The 21,653-nt window shown below is 62.7% G+C and carries 17 protein-coding genes; 8 read left to right on the top strand and 9 right to left on the bottom strand.

The window, feature by feature from the left end; all coding sequences use genetic code 11:
- Positions 1-18 precede the first annotated feature (18 nt).
- Positions 19-417 (top strand): COG4315 family predicted lipoprotein, encoded by a 399-nt coding sequence (locus BG61_RS16560; protein ID WP_035941737.1) that lies wholly within the window; start codon positions 19-21, stop codon positions 415-417.
- Between the two features lie 283 nt (positions 418-700).
- A complete protein-coding gene (locus BG61_RS40095) occupies positions 701-838 on the top strand; it encodes a DUF3563 family protein (RefSeq protein WP_075584170.1) in 138 nt (45 codons plus the stop codon).
- A 76-nt stretch (positions 839-914) separates the two neighbouring features.
- Here BG61_RS40095 and BG61_RS16565 read toward each other — a convergent pair whose 3' ends face one another.
- Positions 915-1,307, bottom strand: coding sequence for a cupin domain-containing protein (locus tag BG61_RS16565; RefSeq protein ID WP_035936795.1), 393 nt, complete (start codon positions 1,305-1,307; stop codon positions 915-917).
- 261 nt (positions 1,308-1,568) lie between these two features.
- Entirely contained in the window at positions 1,569-1,961 is a 393-nt protein-coding gene (locus tag BG61_RS16570; RefSeq protein WP_169743307.1) for a DUF302 domain-containing protein, read from the bottom strand.
- A 376-nt stretch (positions 1,962-2,337) separates the two neighbouring features.
- Between BG61_RS16570 and BG61_RS16575 the strand changes: the two genes are divergently transcribed.
- Positions 2,338-2,802, top strand: coding sequence for a hypothetical protein (locus tag BG61_RS16575; protein WP_129572238.1), 465 nt, complete (start codon positions 2,338-2,340; stop codon positions 2,800-2,802).
- Between the two features lie 222 nt (positions 2,803-3,024).
- Here the strand turns inward: BG61_RS16575 and BG61_RS16580 are convergent, their stop codons facing one another.
- The gene (locus BG61_RS16580) at positions 3,025-4,059 is read right to left on the bottom strand and encodes an alpha/beta fold hydrolase (RefSeq protein ID WP_051672575.1); all 1,035 of its coding nucleotides are present in this window, start codon (positions 4,057-4,059) and stop codon (positions 3,025-3,027) included.
- Between the two features lie 406 nt (positions 4,060-4,465).
- Between BG61_RS16580 and BG61_RS16585 the strand changes: the two genes are divergently transcribed.
- Positions 4,466-5,293: a c-type cytochrome gene (locus BG61_RS16585; protein ID WP_051672576.1), complete on the top strand. Its 828-nt coding sequence runs from the start codon at positions 4,466-4,468 to the stop codon at positions 5,291-5,293.
- A gap of 131 nt (positions 5,294-5,424) precedes the next feature.
- On the opposite strand, the gene BG61_RS16590 is transcribed toward BG61_RS16585, so the two are convergent.
- The 4 genes from BG61_RS16590 to BG61_RS16605 form a co-directional block, all read right to left on the bottom strand.
- Complete coding sequence (locus BG61_RS16590) at positions 5,425-6,963, bottom strand: efflux transporter outer membrane subunit (RefSeq protein WP_035936792.1); 1,539 nt, start codon at positions 6,961-6,963, stop codon at positions 5,425-5,427.
- Complete coding sequence (locus BG61_RS16595; RefSeq protein ID WP_035936790.1) at positions 6,960-8,036, bottom strand: HlyD family secretion protein; 1,077 nt, start codon at positions 8,034-8,036, stop codon at positions 6,960-6,962. The genes BG61_RS16590 and BG61_RS16595 overlap by 4 nt, the downstream gene beginning before the upstream one ends.
- Before the next feature lie 12 nt (positions 8,037-8,048).
- Positions 8,049-9,674, bottom strand: a complete 1,626-nt coding sequence (locus tag BG61_RS16600) for an MFS transporter (protein WP_035936788.1) — start codon at positions 9,672-9,674, stop codon at positions 8,049-8,051.
- Positions 9,675-10,129: 455 nt separating this feature from the next.
- Positions 10,130-10,804, bottom strand: a complete 675-nt coding sequence (locus tag BG61_RS16605; protein ID WP_035936784.1) for an antibiotic biosynthesis monooxygenase family protein — start codon at positions 10,802-10,804, stop codon at positions 10,130-10,132.
- Between the two features lie 573 nt (positions 10,805-11,377).
- On the opposite strand from BG61_RS16605, the gene BG61_RS16615 reads away from it, so the two are divergent.
- Positions 11,378-12,334: a LysR family transcriptional regulator gene (locus BG61_RS16615; protein ID WP_035936779.1), complete on the top strand. Its 957-nt coding sequence runs from the start codon at positions 11,378-11,380 to the stop codon at positions 12,332-12,334.
- 120 nt (positions 12,335-12,454) lie between these two features.
- Here BG61_RS16615 and mug read toward each other — a convergent pair whose 3' ends face one another.
- Both mug and BG61_RS16620 read right to left on the bottom strand, forming a co-directional pair.
- Positions 12,455-13,012, bottom strand: a complete 558-nt coding sequence (gene mug / locus BG61_RS40100) for a G/U mismatch-specific DNA glycosylase (protein ID WP_081868094.1) — start codon at positions 13,010-13,012, stop codon at positions 12,455-12,457.
- Positions 13,013-13,282: 270 nt separating this feature from the next.
- Entirely contained in the window at positions 13,283-14,311 is a 1,029-nt protein-coding gene (locus BG61_RS16620) for a GlxA family transcriptional regulator (RefSeq protein WP_035936776.1), read from the bottom strand.
- A 770-nt stretch (positions 14,312-15,081) separates the two neighbouring features.
- Between BG61_RS16620 and BG61_RS16625 the strand changes: the two genes are divergently transcribed.
- From BG61_RS16625 to BG61_RS16635, 3 genes are all read left to right on the top strand, one after another.
- The gene (locus tag BG61_RS16625; protein ID WP_035936774.1) at positions 15,082-17,913 is read left to right on the top strand and encodes a 2-oxoglutarate dehydrogenase E1 component; all 2,832 of its coding nucleotides are present in this window, start codon (positions 15,082-15,084) and stop codon (positions 17,911-17,913) included.
- 552 nt (positions 17,914-18,465) lie between these two features.
- Positions 18,466-20,331 carry a biosynthetic-type acetolactate synthase large subunit gene (gene ilvB / locus BG61_RS16630; RefSeq protein ID WP_035936771.1) on the top strand — a complete coding sequence of 622 codons (1,866 nt, stop codon included), beginning with the start codon at positions 18,466-18,468 and terminating at the stop codon, positions 20,329-20,331.
- A gap of 120 nt (positions 20,332-20,451) precedes the next feature.
- Positions 20,452-21,273: a class I SAM-dependent methyltransferase gene (locus BG61_RS16635; protein ID WP_035936852.1), complete on the top strand. Its 822-nt coding sequence runs from the start codon at positions 20,452-20,454 to the stop codon at positions 21,271-21,273.
- The last annotated feature ends 380 nt before the right edge of the window (positions 21,274-21,653 follow it).

A 21,653-nucleotide genomic window follows, 5' to 3' on the forward strand; every position in this document is an offset into this window, starting at 1 on the left:
GTAATGAGAGACACCGTGATGAGCAGATCGCTATGCGTTGGCGCGGCAATCGTCAGCCTGAGTGTGGCCGGCCCCGTCGCCATTTCCGACATGTTGAAACCGGCCGAGAGCACGGCCGCTTATGTAGTCGATGAAAACGCGCCCGCCGTCAATCAGGGCGCATGCGGCGACACCTGCACGGCCGCCCTGCCGACCGTGCCTGCGAGCGCGCAGCCGGCCGTCCATGGCGCCGGCCTGGCACAGGCAGCCTACCAGGGCCATCCCGTGCGCCTCGACGCGGGCGGTCCCAAGCCCGGTGGCATCGGCCGTGACAACGCGGGCGGCAACTGGCATGCGGTGCATCGTGCCGTGTCGGCCCATTCGGGTTCGCGTCATACGGTGGCGATGGCGAGCCCGTTCGACGACAACGATTTCTGACTCCCGCGGGAAATCGCGCCGAAGCTCGCGTCTTGCGCGGGCATGCGGCTGACGCCGAAGCGATGCCGGTTGCGCGATACGACACGCCGCGCTGCGTGCGTTTCGTGGACGGATTTCCGATAGCCATGACGGACTAGAACCTCAGCCGGATCGAAAACCGGTTTGTCCGATCCAGGGTGATAGCTGTCGTTCCATTCGTCGTCGTGTCATATCGCCGCTTCACTGCATTGACGGGACACGACGGCCTCCGCCGTGCGTCAAATCGTTGTTTCCGGAGTCAACCATGTTTGCATTGCTCCTTGAAGCGCTGATCGACTTGCTCGAGCGCGCTGAACATAGCCGCCGCGACGCCTACCTTTCGTCGTCGGTCGACATGTGCGAACTCGAACGTCGCATGCGTGCGATCGAAACAAGCGAATAGCCTGTCGTGGCCGGTGGTGTCGTGGCCGGCTCAGGCCCACTCTGTCGAATTATTGATGCCCTTCGTTACTTCGCCGTCACTCGTCACGAGCCGGTTCAAGTTCGACGACCGCGAGTCTTGCCACGATGTCGCCGATCACGCGGCTTCGATGTCCTCGTCCGGTCGTATCTTCAAGGAGCAGCGCGTCGCCGGTCCGGACGGGCTGGCGCTCTCCGTCCGATGCTTCGAATTCCATTTCTCCGTGGAGAACGAATATCCACATGCGCAGCGGTGACCGATGCAGATCGCCCGTCCATCCGGCAGGCAACAGCAGGAAGCCGCTGCGCAAAGCAGGTACAAAGCCTGAAACGTTGAAGGCCGGTGCCGGCGGCGCAAAGTCACGTGTGAACGTTTCCATAATCATCGGCCCGAAGTGCGATTCGCCGTCACGGTCAGCGTAAAGCCGCATGTAGGTCAGTGCAGAGGACATTGCGCATCTCCCTGAAATTCGCTTTCCCGGCAGAAGGTCAGTCTACAACTGGGGCGATGCGTGCAAATGGCTGATCGCGCAGGCGTGAATTGTCGCCCATGCCACCTGCATAGCGGATGCTCGCGATGCATGAGCGGCCGACACGTTTGACCGGTCGAGCATGAGAGCAACGACCCGCGCGATCGCGGGCACACTGGAACATCGGCTCAACCTGAACAACGGGCCTTCGCGGCCACCGCCACGCGCCTGACCCCGGCCGCCTCAGCTAGCCGCAGCGGCCTGCACGAGCGCGCCGATACCGTCGACGGGAATCATCAATTCGGCAGGGGCGCCGTGCCGCGCTTGCAGATAGCTCGTCGCGTTGTACGAAAGGCAGACGCGGTCATCGGCGTCCTGCCACACCAGCACCTTCAGGGGCAGGTCGAGCGCCAGCGTCGGCACGGCTTGCATCAGTGGCGTACCGGCTCGCGGATTGCCAAACACGAGCAACTGCGACGGCTGCATCGTCAATCCCGCGCGCTGCGCGTCCGCCGCGAAGTCGATTCGGGCGAACAGAACGAGGTGCTTTGCTTCGATCAGCCTTGCGAGCGTGTCGGCGAGCCTGCTCGACAGAACGGTGCGTGGCCACCGTGACGATGCCGTTGTCTGCCACATCAGGAAGCATGGAATTCTCCGAAGATCGCCGCGATGAAGGAATCTGTGAATGCAAGCCGTTTCAGCGATTGCTTGTGCGATATTAATCGACAGGTACGTTTCTCACAGGCGTGATGCCGCTAGTTCTTCTCGCACGTCCGCGACCGCTGCTGGCATTCACGAGGGCTATCCATAGCGCATGGCGCGGCTCCCATGGTCAGGCCATCGACGCCCGGAAGAGAACAGCTAGCGTGGAAAACACAATCAGCTGCTCTCATGCTCGTGCATCGCGCGCGCCTTGCACACCGCCCTCAGATGCCGCCGTGTAAGCTCGCGCTAAGTATTCGGACGTCCGAGTTGACTATGCTGTCGTCTGGACAGACGGACTCGCATGCCCATGAAGATTCTTGCATCAGTGCTGGCGTCATTGCTTGCCCAAGCTTGCGCAAGCGCCTCTGCCTCGGACATGCCGCACCATCTGCGCGCCACGGAATTTGTCGTTGCGGTCGCGGTTCGCGATCTGCACGCGTCCCGGTCCGGAGAGCCACATGTGTTCAGCTACGCCCCGGATCAGACGGAGGCCGCGCTTCGCGCTTCGATTCAGCGCTGGCTTGCCGGAGACGGTGCCACCACGCTTGAATTGACCCCAGCCGACCGGCAGACGCTCTTCGCATTTCACTGGGCGGCGCAACGGCTGCCGGCAGAGTCCATCTGCTTCACGGAGATCGCCGACGCGTCGTGCGAGCGTGACCTCGCTCCGTGGCTCGACAAGGTGCGACGCGACAATCCGGATTTCGTCGCAGCATATCGGGCATCGCAGCGGCGGCTCGGGTTGCCGCCGATCGTGGTGCGGGCCCCTTGACGGCCCCTACGCGCTCGATATGAACCCGCAAGCCGAGCCTTGATGGCTTCCCTGGGACGCAGACGGGCAGTGGCAAGCAAGCGTGCACTGAGGCGGCGATAGCCGCCCGGAGTTCGGCCGCCATGTCCGTTGACTCCTTCGCACCGTGCGGCCAGCGCCTCGCCGACATGCGCTTGACGGGCGTTGCCGAACGGCTTCGCGAGCCAGGCCGCAACGGACCGATTACTTTGCGGGCGCCGCCGCAGCGGTCCATGCGCCCGGATCGCGCACCGCATCGACGACCTGCCGAATTGCCGAGATGACCAGTTCCGGCTGGTCCTGATGGATGTTGTGGCCGCTCTTCGCGGCCACGCCGCGCCGCGCGCCGGGGACGAGTCGGCCGAGATCGTCCTGCAGCGCGCTCATGATCCCTTCCATCTTGCCGGTCGGCCAGCCCGGAAACGGGGCGTCAAAGGGGATGCCGTGGGCCAGAACGACGAGCGGCATCGGGCGCAGCGGCGCGCCCGCTCTCGCCTTGCGTACCTGACCGGTGGAGGCGTCGTCCTCCAGCGGGGCAGTCCACCACTGCTCCGCCTCCGGATAGGCGTCCAGCAACTCCTGGTTCTTTACCGTGAGCGCTTCGAACTGTGCCCACTGCGCGGGCGTCAGCGCTTCGTGGAAGCGGAGCCACGTGTTCTCGTGCGTGGTGTCGAGCAGCACCATGCCCGCTACCTCGTCCGGGTAGGTGCTGGCATACAGCCGCACCAGCAGGCCGCCCGCGGAGTGAGCAACCAGCACGTAGGGGCCGGGGATATGGGCGGCGCTCAGCAGCGCGTGCAGGTCGGCGACCTTGTCCCGCGCGGTACGCGGCTGGGGAACCGGATCGCTGCGGCCAGGGAAGAACAGGGGACCCTGCGGGTCGAGCTTGGGGTTGACCTCGCCGAGTGTGCCCGGCCGGTCGTAGGCACAGACGCGGGTGAACGTGGCCACGGCAGGCAGGACCATGGTCCGCGCGCCTGCGGGATGCAGACTGTCTCGGCTCCAGACGTCGGCCCGGCCCATGGAGCCCGCTTCCAGGATCACCGTGGGGCTACCCTGGCCGCGGCACTCCAGATAGAGCGATCGCCCGCCGATATCGACCCGACCTGAAAAGTCGCCCTTGACCACCGGTGAAGCGGCCGAAGGCGCCGCCGCCTGCTCGTCGGCGGCCTGCAGCGCAGACGCGACGGGGATGACGGCGGCGAGGACGAACGCCCAGATCATGCGGTGGCGGTACATGAGGCTCTCCTTGCACCAATCCTCGCCGACGGCCACCCCGGGGCATGCAGCTTCGCGAAGGGGAGGGATGCGCAGTGTGGCCCAGCATACACCCGGCCGCGCACCCCGGAAGCGGGGATTCCCGGCAGGTTCACAAGTGCCGTGAGCCGTGTCGAGACGGCTACCGCCGCGTCCCGCCGATCGGGCGCCGTGCCGGCGTGGTGCGCGCGGCGTGCTGCGACATTGGCCTTCCGGCGCTCAGACACGTTCGAGTCACGGACTGAATCCGATGTCACGTCATCGTGGTCAAATGGATGTTTGAACCCAGTGTGCGGTGACTCGCGTGATATTTCTAAAAGACCGGCCCGATCTCCGGGCAACCGCCGCCCGGACTTTCGCGTCGGCGCAGGTGAATTGGAGCATCGCGATGAACGTCAATCGTGGACTGAAGTGTGTGCTCGTCCTTGCGAGCATGTTGCTGTCCGTTTCGCCGGTCGTGGCCGCGGAGTTGATCATCGATGTCGGTTCGATGAAAAAACTCACGACCGAACAATTGCTGTCCAGGCCGGACGTCGCCACGATCGTCGTGCCGGGGGACGTCACGTATCATCGAACGATGACCTATCGTGCGGTGCCGTTGCGGGCGCTTCCCGGCGTCAAGGATCTATCCGAAGACGCTGAACTTCAGATCACGGCAACGGATGGTTTCGTCACCGACCTGCCAGCCAGGCTCGTTCTTGACGACAGTGGCAAAGGGGCGGTTCCGTGGCTGGCCATCGAGCCCAGCGACAAACCATGGCCCCGCAGTCCCGGCGGCGCTGCCGTGGGTCCGTTCTATGTCGTTTGGCTCAAGCCGGCTGCCTCGGGCGTGATGAGCGAACAGTGGCCTTTCAATGTCGATTCGATGCGGGCCGTTCCGGCTCGCGCAACAAGGTGGCCGCAACTCGCGGTCGACGCGAATGTGCCCGCCGATTCCCCCATCCGCCGCGGCCAGATTCTCGTTGCAACGCAATGCATGGTGTGCCACCGGATGAACGGCGCCGGTGACGCATCGGTCGGCCCGGATCTCAATCGGCCGCACAATCCGACCGAGTATCTTCAGCCTTGGGCCCTTAAAGCGCTCATCCGCGATCCCCGGTCGGTTCGCGTCTGGCCGGACATGAAAATGACAGGCTTCGATCAGGCAGCCATCAGCGATGCCGATCTCGATGCGATCATCGCTTACCTTGGCTATATGACGACACGGCGCAACTAGCCTTTCAGCGGCCACCCGCGAAAGTCGCCGCTGAAAGCGACCTTTGATGATCCGAGTGCGTGCGCAACCGCGGCAGGTTCGTGCCGGCGGGAGGATGCGTCACCACGCACATGTCTTCACTCGATGCCGCGTCAATGAGGAACGTCCTGTCTGGCATAGGTCGACTCCCATCCGCCGCCGAGCACCTTGCACAGCGTGATGAGGTTGGCGGCGGCGTCGGCCTTGCTTTGCTCGAGTTTGCTCTGCGCGTCGAGCAACTGCTTCTGCACGTTGAGCACGTCGAGAAAATCGACGGCGCCGGCCTTGTAGCGTTGGCGCGCAATCGACAGCGCGCGCTGGTTCAGGCTGACGACCGCTTTCAGGCGATCGCGCCGACGCTGTTCGGCGTCGTACACGACGAGCGCATCGTCCACCTCCCGCCAGGCCTGAAGTACGGTCCGCTTGTAGACAATCGCCGCCTCCTGCTGTTGTGCCTCGCGCAAGTGGAGTGTTCCCTTGAGGCGTCCGCCTTCGAATATGGGAAGCGAGATCGACGGCCCGATGACGAACTGGCCGGACGCCCAGTCGGCGAGATTCGAGAGCTGAAGGCTCTGGAACCCTGCGCTGCCGTTCAGCGATATGCGTGGATAGAAATCGGCCTTCGCCATTCCGATCGCCGCCGTCGCCGCGTGCAGTTGAGCTTCCGCTCTTCTGATGTCGGGCCTGCGCTGCACCAGCTCCGACGGAACGCCGATGGGCACCTGTTCAGGGAGTGCAGGAACATCGTGCGGCTCGCCGAGCATTTGCCGTAGCGCGCCCGGTTCCCTGGCGAGCAACACGCCAATCGCATTGATCGTGGTCGCGCTACGCGATTCGAGAGTCGGGATCAGGCTCTCGATCGACTCCGCCTGTGCGGACGCGTTGGCCACGTCCAGCTCCGTGGTGACGCCCTCACGTACCCGGGTTTCCGTGAGCTTCACGGCATCGCGGGCGATTCCGAGGTTCTGCCTGGCTATCTCGAGCAGAGCCTGCGTGTCACGCAACTGAACGTAGTCCCGCGCGAGTTCGGCGCGCGCGGACAACAGGATGGAGTTCCGGTCTTCGTATGAGGCTTCGCTCAACGCCGTAGCGGCCTCGACACCGCGTCGAACGCGACCCCAGAAGTCAAGTTCCCACGACGCATCGAAGCCAAACTGGTACAGGTCATACGCTGGCGAGCCTTTGGAACCCGGCAACGGCGCCACGCCGAGCGGCGTGTCGCCCGCGGCCGACTGCACCTGACCTCCGGTCGGCGTCACCCCGAGCAGCGACAGGATGCCGTTCGGGCTTCCACGCTCGCGGTAATAGGATGCGGCGCCGGTCAGCGTCGGATATTCTTCGGCACCGACGATGCGCTGCTCGGCCCGGCTTTGCCGCAGACGCGCCGACGCCGCCGCCACGTCGAGGTTCGCGTCGGTCAGCTGTTTTTCCAGCGAGTCCAGTATGGGATCGTTGAACAGCGTCCACCATTCCGGACTGAATTCGGCTTCGATTGCTCTGCTCGATGCCTGCGCGGACTGGGTGCGGTCGAACACATCGGGCGTGCTCGTCTGCGGACGTTCGAAGTCCGGGCCGACGAGACAGCCTGTGAGCGCGGTGCACAGCAACACCGCCAGCACCGGCGTGCGGATGGAGAATTCGCGCGCATTCATTTCTGGGCTACTCCTGCGATCCGCGTATCGGCACGCTTGCCGACGGCGACCTCCGCTTCGACAGAAAGCCCCACGCTCAGTGCGGACGCGGCCTCTTGTCCGCGGTCGATCGTGATCTTGACAGGCACGCGCTGGACGACCTTGGTGAAGTTGCCCGTTGCGTTATCGGGCGCTATAGGCGCGAAGCTCACGCCTGTAGCGGGGGCAAGACTGTCCACATGTCCTCGAACCACGACGCCGGGAAAGCTGTCGACCTTGATGCGCACTGGCTGGCCAGGCCGCATGTGGGCGAGCTGGTTCTCCTGGAAGTTGGCGACGATATACGCGTCCGACAGCGGGACGATTGCGAGCAGCGGCGCGCCGGTCGTAACGAATGCGCCGACCCGCGCCGAACGTCTTCCGACCTTGCCGTCGACGGGCGCGCGGATCTCGGTATAGGACAGGTTGAGCTTCGCCTGCTCGAGCGCGGCCTCGGCGTGCGCCAGCGCGCCTGCTGTCTTGTCGCGCTGGGTACGCAGAACGTCGAGGTTCTGCTCGGTTGCAGCGAGTGCGGCCCGGTCTCGGGACTGTTGCGCGAGTTCCTGCGCCAGTGCGCTCGAAGCGCGCTGTTTCTCCTGCGTCGTTCCCGCGCCGGTTTCCGAGAGATTCTGGTAGCGCGCGGCGTTCGCCCGTGCAAACTCGATCCCCGCCTCATCCGACCGAAGCGTGGCACGCGCCTGGTCGACCAGCGCGGGATGCCGCGCGATCTCGGCGTCGTAGTTCGCGACGGATGCCTTTGCCGCCACCACATCCGCCTGCGCACTCATCAATGCGGCCCGGAAGTCGCGGTCATCGATGCGTACCATCAATTGCCCGGCCTTCACCTGCTGGTTGTCTTCTACGAGCACGTCTGAAAGCTGGCCCGCGACACGCGGTGCCACCAGCGTGAAGTCGGCGGTCACATAGGCATCGTTGGTGGTCTCGCTATCGGAGTTGGAAAACAGCCTGATGCAGGCCCATGCAACGACGCCGAGCACGACCACGCACGCGACGAGACTTAATGTTCTGAAAGGAAATCGGATGACGGGTGACATATATATCGTCGCTTAGCGGGAAGAGGGCGGCGTAGTGCTCCATGGCGGATAGATACGCACGGGCAACACAGGAATAACGAGAAGAAAGGCGAGGGCGATACCCGCCATCACGAGATAGAGATCCGCCGATGTCAGTACGACGGCCTGCTCGTGGACCCGATGCGCGAGCTCGCCGAGGCCATGAGCGGAATCGATGGACTGGCTCGTAATCAGCGCGTTGTTGCCTAGCCGGTCCACGAGCATGCTGGAATGAAAATGTTCGCGCGCAGTACCGAGCCCTTCGATGAGACCGGTTGCCGCGACGGCGGTAAAGCTTTTGAGCGAGTTGAACATGGCCGAAGCAAACGGCCCTTCCGTGGGAGGCAGGCCTGTCGTTACGCCCATCAGGATCGAGAGGATCACCATCGGCTGCGCAACGATCTGTATCGACTGAAGCCAGTAGAAGTTCTCGCGGATCCACTCGGAGGTCATGAAACTCCCCATGAAACACGTGGTGGCCATCAGGGAAAGTCCAATGGCCAGGACCCAGCGGCAGTCGACCCGCCGGATGTTCAGGACGGCGGCGGTCAGAGGAAGCGCAATCAATAGCGGAATGGCAAGCAGCAAGGCGAGGGGCGTCGTTTGCAGCGGCCTGTAACCGTGAACCTTGGCGAGATACTGGGCCGGTATGACGGCGACACCCACCAGCAGCACGACCGCGCCCACCAGTGTCAAAAGCCCGTGCGCGAAGTTCCTGCGGGAAAGCAGTTGAAGCTTGAAAAACGGCAGCGGATGAAACCACTCGTTGACGAGGAACGCCACGAACAACAGCGTTCCCCCATAGAGCATCACGCAGATGAACGTGGAATTCAGCCAGTCAAGACGATCACCCTGCAGAAGACCAATAACGAGCATGGCGATCGCGGGGAACCCCAACAAGAATCCTCGCCAGTTAAACGAACGAAACCTTTCGAGTTTGGAAGGATCGAGCGGAAGTCCCTGCTGGATTGCCACACAGCTCACGAGGCCAAGCGGCACGATTTGCCAGAACGCCATTTGCCAGCTGACATATTCCGTCCACAAGGCGGCAAGAGGCGTGCCGAGCGCCGGCCCGAAGGTCGCGGTGAGTGCGTAGCCTGCGAGGCCATACAACTTGATCTTCGGGGGAAGATAACGGAGCGCCACGATGATCAGCATTGGGGGCAGACATCCGCCTGCCACGCCCTGCAGCGCACGCAACACATAAAGGGCAAGGAGGCTCGGTGCAAACGGACACAGGATTCCGAAGAACATCGTGGCCAGCACGGCGCCGATCGTAAAGCGCTTCAGCGTGAACGTCACGCCGAACCATGGAGCAAATACCATCGTGGCGACATTCGTAGCCTCGAAGAGAGCGGTCAGCCAGGTCCCGTCGTCGTGTCCGATGGAGAACGCCCCCCGGATATCGGCCATCGCCACCGCAGTGACCTGTTCGTTCAATATCGCCAGCAGCGACGCGAGCAGCACGCCGATCAGGCCAATGGCAAGGCGCAGCGACAGCCTGGCCTCCGTGGGCGCCTGCTGTACAGGAGCCCCTGCCTCCCGTACGGAAACCGGCGCCGGCGTTTGTGCAAAGTTCTGTTCTGCCGTTCCAGTTGTGCTTGGGGTGGCGGTGTTCATAAGGGTCCGCTAGGCTGCTAGTGTTTAATGGGGCGTTTCATTGGGACTTTCGCCCTCTCACGCCCGGTGCTCGCAAAGATCCCAGATGCTCCGCGAAAAAGCCCGAACCAATGACCTTGTTGGTTCTTTTATCCAGTCATTCGGGCCGGTTCATTACCGTATCGCTGCCGCGTAATGGGTTGATTAATTCTAGGAGACCGGTCAGTTTTCTTAAAGCCGATACAGGTCGCGTATCAGGCCATTCCGTTTGAGAATCTGGCCAACGTTATCGCCGCTGCCACTACCTCGACAACGTGCTCACCGGAAACGGTCCTTTTCCATTCGGCCAACAGAACCGATCTCGCCGAGATAGATCGGGTCGAACCGCTACCGTTCGACTGAGCATCGACACACTTGGCGGGCGTTGCGGCCTGCCTGTTTCGTTGTCCGCACGCCAATCTCGCGCTACGACCGCGTCAGGTCCCGGGCTGCATCTCTGCAAAGTACTGCGGTGCCTCGCGGCGATCGAACATTCCGTACTCCCGGATGACGCGGATGTGCCGCAGGCGCACGCCCTCCGGCAGTGTCGCCTTGCGCTCGAAGGCTTGAGCGGCTGCCAGGTCGTCCCACGTCGCCACTGCGATGACGTCGCCGGGTGTCATCAGCGCGTCGAACGCGTCCCAGGCGACGAGGCCGGATACCGCTGCATCGAGCCCGAGTGACTTCGCGACTGCGTCTGCGCCCGCCTGCCTGACCCAGTCCGGCGCGCGCTTCGCATCGAGCAGCGTGACTGCCTTGCCAACGCCCGTCTGGGTTGCATCGAGACGTTGTTCGAGTAACGTCTGCCCGGCGGGCACACGCGTATCTGCGATGATCTGGCCGATGCGCAAGCGATAGTCGGCGAACACACGATCGCGCGCCGCCTGTTGCACCTTGTGATGGTTCGCCGAGACTCGCCAGCGGACCAGCGACTTCTCATCGCGCCAGTTCGACAGCGAGAGCAGCCATCCCTGGCGCGTCAGACTTGCGTAGCGGGTGTTGTCGATGAAGCCATCGATCGCTTCAAGCTCCGGGCGCAGCATCTTGGCCATGCCGAGATAAGCATCGAATTGTTCGGGGATCGGATTGACTTCGAGCATTGCAGAAAACATGGGACTCCTTCGTCTGGTTGAGGATGACTGGCGATGTGGGAAAACATGCAACCGCAGCGATGCAGGTGATCTTGCGGTGCGCCTCGCGAGGGCGACATGGCGAATTCATCGAGTCACCTCAATGAAGAACGTCCGCTCTCGCATACGTGGACATCCACCCGCCGCCGATTGCCTTGCACAGGGCGATCGGTTGCTTGATTGTCGGAGATGGAACGAGGTTCTTGAAGTCCCGGCAGGCCTCGTATTGGGCCATTCCGTGCGCGAATCCTGCCAGGCTCGTCACACACCCCGCCCACACGCCGATCCGGAAATGGTCAATTTCCTCTTGGCCAACAAAGCAAAGCTCACGGACATGGCATGGCGCGAAGGGCCACTTCGTTGCCTCATTGAAAGCGTTCGACGGTGGCCATTTGTGGTCTTCTTTGAGCCAACCGCGCAATGAGCGCGTCACCATGCAGGGCATGACGCCTAGAATTGCGAGGTGTCCGTGACCCACCATGACGCGGTGCCCATGAGGAAGGCGCATCCCGGCTGTATTTACCGTTTGCAAACACATTCAAGTTGAGAATCCAGATGGACAGATTGCGCGAGATGGAGGTATTCGTAGCCATCGTTGACCGGGGCAGTTTTACCGGCGCGTCGGAGAAACTTGGAATGTCGGGCCCGGCGGTCTCGCGCGCACTCAACTCGCTCGAAGCCCGCCTGGGAGTGCAACTGCTCGCGCGCACAACCCGTTCAGTCCGGCCGACGGAGGCGGGCATGTCATATCTCGATGCCTGCCGCAGGGTGCTGGATGCCGTCACGGACGCCGATGCGAATGTCGCCGCTCGCCAGGACAATCCGGTGGGCACACTGACCATCTCGGCTCCGGTGCTGTTCGGACAGCGATTCATCGCGCCGCTGGTGGATGCGTATGCCCGGCACTATCCGGACGTCAGCGTTCACGCAGTGTATGTCGATCGCACCACGCGGCTTCTCGAGGAGGGCATGGATATTGCCATTCGTATCGGCCATCTGGGAGATTCCTCGATATACGCAGTGCCGTTGGGCTTTGTACGGCGTCGAACCTACGCGGCCCCTGCTTATCTCGCGGCGCATGGTGAACCCGTTCATCCCAGGCAGCTTGCCGGTCACCACTGCGTGTCGTTCACGGGCGTGTCGAATCCGCTCGAATGGGTGTTTCATGAAAACGGTCTGAGGCTGCCGGTCCGGGTTCAGCCACGAATGATCGTCAATCTGGCTCCCGCGGCCGTCATGGACGCCGTGGACCGCGTGGGGATCACGCAATTGTTCTCCTACCAGGCGGCTCCCGAGGTGCTCAATGGAAGTCTGCTGCCGATCTTGACCGGATTCGAACCCGAGTCGACTCCGGTAAATTTGCTCCATGTGGAGCGGCGAGGCGCAAGCGGCAAGATTCAGGCCTTCGTGGAGTTCGTGACCGACACTTTGCGCAGAAACGTCCACCTTCAATACGTGGACCGCGCGATGGCTGTCAATGGAACCGCCAGAGTCTTGGATTCGGTCGAATAGGGCGTGATGGTGGGCAAGTCAGATCGCACAGGCAGGCATGTGTGCAATCACGACGACTGAGGTCGCGCGCGGATTTCCGTGAACATGCGTTCGCGGCACCCACGCGTCCTGTCGGGTTCTCTAAACCGGACCTGCCGTTGCGACTGCAACACGGAGTTCCCTGTAGGCGCTCACCAGCGCGTCGAGGGTGAATGTCCGGTTCAGGCCGCTGGGATTCGGCAACACCCATGCGCGAGCGCCGCCGAAGGCTGTCGGTTGCAGACCCCAGTCGATGTCGCGCCTGCCGGACAATGCGCCAAGCGCCATCTTTCCGAGGAAGGCAACGCATTGCGGTGCATATCGTTCGATCTTCCGTTCGAAGCCGGACGCAGCCGCGTCGAACTCCCATTGTGATAGCTCGTCCGCTCGCGCGGTTGGACGCGAGACTACGGTTGTCAGGCCACAACCATACTGCAGGAGCGTGCGGTCGTTTTCAGGAGGAATCTGTTCAGGGGTAAAGCCCGCCAGATGTATGGTCCGCCAGAACCGGTTGCCTCTGCCGGCAAAGTGGCGGCCGGTCGATGCCGCAAGGACGCCCGGGTTTATTCCGCAAAATACCACTGACAAACCCGGTCCGAGGATGTCTGGAAGACATGGAAGTGAATCGGAGAGCGTCATGGATGGTGCGGGCCTGTTCATCAAGTGGATTCGTTCCGCCGAACGGGAACGATGGGCGGCCCGGACGCTCCGAAGGAAGGACTTGAAACCGGTGCCGCGTGTTTCCCCTTCGGAAGGAGGGCCACGTTGGCAGTCTGGGGCACCGCACGGCGGCGCACAAGCGACGAGAGGATCAATTTCAGGTCAAAGGTGACGCGATTCCGGCCAGCGACGATACATTCCACCGCCCTGCCACGCGAGGGCCGCGAAGGGTACCCGCACGGCCCGGCCAACGTCGGCTGGACCTGGAAGCTATCTCACACTTTCCAGTTCTTCGGACTCGACTTGCTCGTCGACACTGCTATAAGCCACCTGCTGTTTGCCTGCGGCACAACGGAATCGCTGGCGATACTGCTTGGGCGTCACGTTGAGCCGCCGGGAGAAAGTCGTTCGCATATGCGTGGCGCTGTGAAAGCCACACTTGAACGCGACCGTCTTGAGAGGAGCGTCTGTCTCCTCGAGCAGCCTCCTCGCGGTGTCGACGCGAACCTGCTCGACAAACGCGGACGGTGTCACCTTTGCATACTTCGCGAAGAGCCGCGAGAAGGTACGCCGGCTGACTGAAACCGCGCTAGCAAGCTGTTCGATCGACAGCGTATCGGTTATGTGCTCGGTCACATATCGGAGCACCTTGCCGACGATCGGGTCCTGGTCCTTCCTGACTCCGAGGTAGGGGCTGTATTGCGATTGCCCGCCTTCCCGCTGGATGTAGACGACCAGACGTTTCGCAACCCGCACGGCAAGCTCGTGCCCCCAGTCTTCCGCCACGAGTGACAGACACAGGTCGATGCCTGCCGTCACCCCGGCAGAGGTGAAGAGGCGTCCGTCGCGAATGAAGATCCTGTCGGGCTGCACAGCGGCCCGGGGAAACTCGTCAGCGAGACGGCCCGCATCCGCCCAGTGGGTCGTCACTTCCTTGCCGTCAAGCAGCCCCGCGTGCGCGAGCACGAACGCTCCGTTGCAAACCGAGCCAAACCGCGCGGCGCCGCGTGCCTGGTCTTGCAACCACCTCAAAAGCTCGCGCCGTGGTTGCGCATCGGGCAACTGCGGTCCTCCTGCAATCAACAGCAGGTCAAATGGAGTATCGAAGTCCGCGTAGCTGTAGGGAACTGAGAGTTGCATCCCGTTCGAGCAGGACACGGTGCCGGCCCGCTGTCCTACGAGAGAGACCTGATATCTCTGATGCTCGGGGAGAAATGTGTTTGCTTCTGCGAATACGTCCAGGGGGCCCGCAACATCCAGCGCCTGCACACCATCGAATATGACAATGCCGACCTTCATGCCCTGACCCCCTCATTGATTGTAAGCACGCTGTCGCTGGCGGCGTCAATTGACGCTTCACCACAACGAACCGAAGAAGCGCGACAGACTCCCGACAACAGGCGGCCGCCGAGCTTAGCGCTACGGCCGCGTTCCGAGTGTGTCGCATCAGGCAAAGGTCATTCGCATTGTTGCCCGAAGATCAAGCCTGAGCGGCGCCCATGCGCAACGTTCTGCACCGGTGCGTAGCACCGCAGCGCGACTTCCAGCGAAGCACATCAGCCTCTTCACCGGCAGCAGCACGGGAACTTCACATCGGGCTGGTGCTCTGGGTTGAACTATAGAAGCGAAGCGGGCCGGGATATAGACGCCGCGCTGACAATCACTTGTTACATGGAGTATCGGTGCATCGGCACGCGACCCTTCAATCCCGGCAGGTGCCCGCGTACACGGGCGTTACCGGCCAGGTGGCCCAAATCCGGTTCCGATTGGCCCGGCACGGCGCCATTTGTGTATTCCGGTTGCCGTGCCTGCCATCTACTCTTCATCTCATCAATGCGGCTGGGAACTCAAGGCTCGGGCGCACCAGGACATCCCGCGTCAGGAAGCCCACATGCGAGTGGTTGGTCATGAGTGGACGGCTTCATGCGCAGGTGTCGTTCGCCGTCGAAAAGTCACTTCCGTCGCTGGACCCTGGTTGCACTCCGGACTGGCCCGGACGAGGCTACAGCCGCCTCACGACTTGTCACGGTCGAAGTTCGGCCCTGACGCCAATCGAGGACAGATTCATCATGCTGATGCAAAAACGTCAAAGCTCCTTCCTGTTCGGTGGAAACGCCCCCTATGTCGAGGAGCAATACGAGCTCTACCTGGCTGACCCGGCGTCGGTTCCGGATGGCTGGCGCGCCTATTTCGATGCGTTGCGCGAAACGCCTGCCAGCGACGGGAGCGACCGCGATGACGAGCCGCACGCCCCCGTCGTTTCCACCTTCGTCGATCTGGGCAAGCGGTCGCCCGCTTCGGCGATGACGCTCGATGACGGTCTTGCGATCGCCCGGAAGCAGGTGGCGGTACAGTCGCTGATTGCCGCGTTCCGCATGGTCGGCACGCGCAAGGCAAAGCTGGACCCGCTGCTGTGGACTTCGCCGCATGCTCCCGTCGAACTCCTGCCGACGTTTTACGGCCTGTCGTCGGCAGACATGTCTACGCGTTTCAGCACGGCCGACACGTTTCTCTTTGAAGACGACGCAACGCTGCGCGAGATCGTCTCGGCGCTCGAGCAGACGTATTGCGGCACGCTGGGCGCCGAGTTCATGCATCTGTCCGATGCCGGCGAGCGGCGCTGGTGGCAGATGCGGCTCGAGTCCACACGAGCGAGGCCTTCGTTTTCGGTAGCGGAGAAACATCGGATCCTCGAACGTCTGACGGCCGCCGAAGGACTGGAGAAGTACCTGCACACGCGCTATGTCGGGCAAAAGCGATTCTCGCTGGAAGGCGCGGAATCGCTGATCGTGCTGCTGGACGAACTCGTCCGCTATGGCGCATCGAAGAAGGTAAGCACGGTGGTGATGGGCATGGCGCACCGCGGACGTCTGAACGTGCTGGTGAACATCGCCGGCAAGCCCCTGCGCGCACTTTTCGACGAGTTCGACGGCAAGAACGGGGATGATCTCCCGGCAGGCGATGTCAAGTACCACAAGGGCTTCAGCAGTGTCACGCAGACGAGCGACGGGCCGGTGGACGTCGTGCTCGCATTCAATCCGTCGCATCTGGAAATCGTAAATCCGGTCGTGCAGGGCATGGCGCGCGCGAAAGGGGAAGTCTCCGGCGCGGGGGACGGCAGTGACGTGCTGCCTGTCGAAATTCACGGCGACGCGGCGATGTCCGGGCAAGGTGTTGTGATGGAGACGTTGAGCCTTTCGTATACCCGCGGGCACGGTACGGGCGGAACCGTTCACATCGTGGTCAACAATCAGATCGGGTTTACGACTTCGGACCCACGCGATACGCGCTCGTCGTTCTACTGCACCGATATCGCGAAGATGATCGAGGCACCGGTTCTGCATGTCAACGCTGACGACCCCGAAGCGGTGGCCATGGCGGTGCGGCTCGCGCTCGACTATCGCACGGCCTTCAGGCGCAGCGTAGTGATCGATCTGGTCTGCTTCCGCAAGCACGGGCATCAGGAACAGGACACGCCCAACGTCACGCAGCCTCTCATGTATCGTTCGATCGCCGGTCACCCGGGCGCGAGGACCGTGTACGCACAACGGCTGATTCAGGAAGGCGCGGTGAGCACCGGACAGGTCGAGGACTACGTGAACGCATGCCGCGACGGCCTCGAACGTGCGCGCGAGAGTGAGGCGCCCGCGGCATCCGGGCGGCAACACGACATACCGGCATGGCCCAAGTTTCTCGAGGACTATTCCGGCCCCGTCATCTATGGCCCTCCGTTGCCCGCGCAGGTGCGTGCACTGGCGCAGCAGATTTCGACCGTTCCGGACGGATATGAACTCCATCCGCTGGTCGGCAAGATGATGGCGGCGCGCCGCGAGATGGCGGCCGGAACGAAGCCGATCGATTGGGGAATGGGCGAACACCTGGCATTCGCCTCGTTGCTTGGTGCGGGGGTCGATGTCCGGTTGAGCGGGCAGGACAGCGCGAGAGGGACGTTCAATCATCGCCACGCCGTGCTGCACAATCAAAAGCGGACGAGCCGGTCGGACGGCGTATACATCCCGCTCGATCACGTCGACAAGGCACGCGGCCGGTTCGCAGTGACGAATTCCATTTTGTCGGAGGCAGCGGTGCTGGCCTTTGAATACGGCTACTCGACGGTGAACCGCAACGCGCTCGTCGTGTGGGAGGCCCAGTTCGGCGACTTCGCGAACGGCGCGCAGGTGGTGATCGACCAGTTCATCGCAGCGGGTGCCGCCAAGTGGGGGCAGTTGAGCGGATTGACCCTGTTCCTTCCGCACGGGCAAGAGGGGCAAGGACCGGAACACGCGTCAGCGCGGCTCGAGCGATACCTGCAACTCTGCGCGCAGGACAACATGCGGGTTTGCCAGCCGACGACGCCCGCGCAGCTGTTTCATTTGCTCAGGATGCAAGCCGCCGTCTTCGATCGCCGGCCGCTCGTCGTGATGACGCCCAAGTCGCTGTTGCGTCATCCGGAAGCGGTAAGCACGCTCGACGATCTGGCGAAGGGCGCATTCCGCGAGATCCTGGGGGACACGCAGGTCGAAGCGTCGCGGGCATCGGGCGTGGAGCGCGTGATCGCCTGTTCGGGCAAGGTCTACTTCGACCTGCTCGCACATCGCCGCACGTCTGGAGGCGCTGATATACCGCTCATCCGTGTCGAGCAGTTGTATCCGTTTCCGTCCCGGCAACTGGCTGCGGAGTTCGCGCGCTATCCGAATCTGAAGACGGTGGTCTGGTGTCAGGAGGAGTCGCGCAACCAGGGTGCGTGGGGCGCCATCGAGCCGCAGTTGCGTGAGATCCTGCCTTCGGCCGCGCAACTGCAGTATGCCGGGTCGCCCGCATCCGCATCGACTGCGCCCGGCTATCACTCGGCACACGCGGCGAGACAGGCGGCGCTGATTTCTGATGCGTTCGCGATGTAATCGCGCCTGCGTATTGCGATGTCGCTCTACGCAGGTTTCAACTGCTCGGGGCGACCGTCCATGTGTGCGGCGGCGCGTTTCATGAATGGCATCTCGTTGGTCCGCCGTCCGGACCGGTGGTGTGATCGAACTGCACGGTGGTGGGCGCGGCCCGCTGCCTGCTCGATGTGCGCGCGCCAGCGTACCCGGTTCCCCGGTCATCGGGTCGGGCGCGAATAACTCCGGGCTCGCGGCCGTTTGCATGCTGTTAATAGCCGTGCGACCGGAGCCGCGTCGCAATGGCTCAAATGCGGCCTATCTTGGCCCATATACAGCCCTCCCGGGGCGTGCGTGCCGCTTCAATCGTTGTCAGAATGGGTGGAACCATTCCTCACGATTCTTCCAGAGGCACATCAAAAAAGTGCTGGGTGGACTGTGCCTTGTACGGAGAACCCGTCGGAGCAATCGTCCATAAGCTGGTACGGAACATACGCTGTTCTCGAGTTGGAAGGGAAATTGCCCCTTGATCTTGGCCGCTGACATTGTCAGCGCCCGTTTCCATGCGAGCCAGCCATGACCCAGAACCCGAACACTGCTTTGGATGCCTTCCTGAAACCGCCGGCTACCGGCGAATCGATGTCGGGTGCTGACATCATCCTGCGCGTACTCAGCGAACAGGGCGTCGATACCCTATTCGGCTATAGCGGCGGCGCGATCCTGCCGACGTACGACGCTGTCTTTCGTTTCAACGAAATGCACGAGGACCATCCCGAGCGCCAGATCAAGCTCGTCGTACCCGCGAATGAACAGGCTGCCGGTTTCATGGCCGCCGGTTATGCGCGCGCCAGCGGAAAAGTTGGCGTATTCATGGTTACGTCCGGTCCGGGGGCGACGAATGCGGTGACGCCGATTGCCGACTGCAACGGTGACTCGGTCCCCGTCGTCCTCATATGCGGACAGGTACCTCGTGCCGCGATCGGCAGTGATGCGTTCCAGGAAGCGCCGGTCTTCAACATCATGTCGGCGTGCGCAAAGCAGGTGTTTCTGGTTACCGACCCGGCGAAGCTGGAACAGACACTGCGGACCGCATTCGAAATCGCTCGCACCGGCCGTCCCGGACCGGTTGTCGTGGATGTGCCGAAGGACATTCAAAACTGGACCGGAACCTACCATGGACAAGGCACATTGGCGTTTCGAGGCTACTCGGACCGTCTTCGAATGGTCGCAAGAGGCGCCCGTCTCGAAGAGGGCAAGCGTGCCGAATTCTTCGATCTGCTGGCGCAAAGCAGGCGCCCCCTGATCTATGCCGGTGGTGGCATCATCACGGCCGGCGCAACGGCTCAACTGCGTCAGTTTTCAGAGCGCTACGGGATCCCCGTGGTGACCACTCTGATGGGCCTTGGCGCAATGTCGGCGAAACACGAGCTGTGGCTGGGCATGCTTGGCATGCACGGCATGGCCTGTGCGAACTACGCAGTGGAGGATTGCGACTTCCTGATCGCGGTGGGTGCGCGATTCGATGATCGTGTTGCCGGTGGTCGCCCTGACGCATTTGCGCCCGGAGCGCGGTACGTCGCGCATATTGACATCGATGAGGCGGAGATCAACAAGGTCAAGCGGGCGCACTGGACGCACGTAGGCGACGCGAAGGATACGCTGCTGTCATTGATGAAGCACGATCCAGCCGGGCAGCGGCCTTTGGACTGGCTCGATCGTATCGGGGAACTGAAGCGGATCTACGGCATGAATTACGACCGGAGCAACCCGGCGATCCAGCCGCAGTTCGTCGTCGAAAAACTCAGTGAAATTACCGGAGGGCGCGCAATCATCTGCACGGGTGTCGGACAGCATCAGATGTGGGCTGCGCAGTTCTTCGACTTCGTCGAGCCTCGAAGCTTCCTTACTTCGGGCAGCATGGGGACGATGGGTTTCGGGCTGCCCGCAGCTATCGGTGCCCAACTGGCGCGACCGGATGCCCTCGTGATCGACATCGATGGTGACGGCAGCATCCGGATGAACGTCGGCGAACTGGAGACGGCAAGCACGTATGGCGTGCCCGTCAAGGTGCTGCTGCTCAACAATCTCGGTGACGGGATGATCCGGCAGTGGCAGCGTCTTTTCTACGAGGGGCGATTGTGCGTGAGCGACAAGTCGCTCCATCGCAAGAATTTCGTCATGGCGGCACAGGCCGACGGGTTCGAGTTTGCCTGCCGCGTCGAAGCAATGAGCGAACTCGAGGACAAGCTCAAGGCGTTCGTGGCATTCGACGGACCGGCTTTCCTCGAAGTCATGGTCGACCAGAACGCCGATGTGTTTCCGATGGTGGGGCCTGGGCAAAGCTACTCGACGATGATTACCGGGCCGTTCATACCGTCCCGATCCGGGCAGACGCCCGAAGGGACGGGCATGGAGCATCGAGCGGCTCCGGATATGTTCTGACCGCACCTCGGGCGCTAACCGCGGAAACTGTCCAGCACGTGCGTTTGGAAGTATGCTGGATGTAGCATTGCGGTTTTCCCAGCGTACCGCTCCCATGTTCTCGACACATGGAGGTTGAGCTTGACGGATAGGCACAGCACGGACAAGGCCTTCGCCGGGTCAATCCCGGAGTTGTATGACACCTGCCTGGTGCCGTTGATCTTCGAACCGTACGCGGTCGACCTTGCGAGCCGGGTCGTGTCGAAGGGTCCGAAGAAAGTGCTCGAGGTTGCGGCGGGAACGGGGGTGCTGACACGTGCACTCTCGACGGCATTGCCTGACAGCACCGCGCTCGTCGCGACGGACTTGAACCAGCCCATGCTCGATCGTGCCCGGACGGTCGGTGCATGCAGGCATGTGGAGTGGCGTCAGGCAGACGCGATGCAGTTGCCGTTCGCAGACGGCCAGTTCGATGTGGTCGTCTGCCAGTTTGGCGTCATGTTTTTTCCCGACAAGCCCGGCGCATTCGCCGAGGCGCGTCGCGTATTGTCGCCAGGCGGCACGTTCATCTTCAACGTGTGGGACCGGATAGAAGAGAACGCATTCGCGCTTGTCGTCACCGACGCCCTGGCTCGCCTCTATCCCGCCACCCCGCCGCGTTTTCTCGCCCGCACTCCGCACGGATACCACGATCGCGAGACTATCGGGCGAGACCTCCGGCTTGGAGGCTTTCTTGCCGAGCCCGCGTTCGAGACCGTCGCGTCACATAGTCGTGCAGACTCCGCCCGCATACCGTCTGTCGCTTACTGCCAGGGAACTCCGTTGCGCAATGAGCTCGAAGCACTCGGCCCCGCCGAACTGGCGCGGGCCACGGACGTTTGCACTGCCGCAATGGCCGGGAAGTTCGGGCCTGGTCGCGTCGACGGAAAGATTCAGGCGCACGTCGTGACGGTCGAGGCCTGAGGGAGCGCGCGATACCGGCTCTCGGCGCACGCGCGCCTGGACTCATCGAAGCGCACTGGCATCGCGATGCTCCTTGGAGACCGGTTGAATCCGCAGCCAGGAACGGGCATTCAAGGCCGGCGCGTAAATTCCAAGGACGCGGTCAGTCTCGAGAAATGCCGCCTCTGCGTCCTTATCCCCGAGTACCTGGCTCGATAGCCACTCTTTTCCTCACGTAATCGCCAAACGCAGTTGTGCGCGCTGCCAAGGACTTGAGCCGAGCCTGCCGCTCGTTGGGATTCCCGCGACTGCTTCGGCCGTGTCAAGCGCGTCGATCGACGGGTGGCCAGTGCCGTCGCAGACCGCGCGCCTTGCCACCGACCCGGTCTCACGCCGGTTTT

The organism is Caballeronia glathei, from assembly GCF_000698595.1.
Taxonomy (GTDB): domain Bacteria; phylum Pseudomonadota; class Gammaproteobacteria; order Burkholderiales; family Burkholderiaceae; genus Caballeronia; species Caballeronia glathei.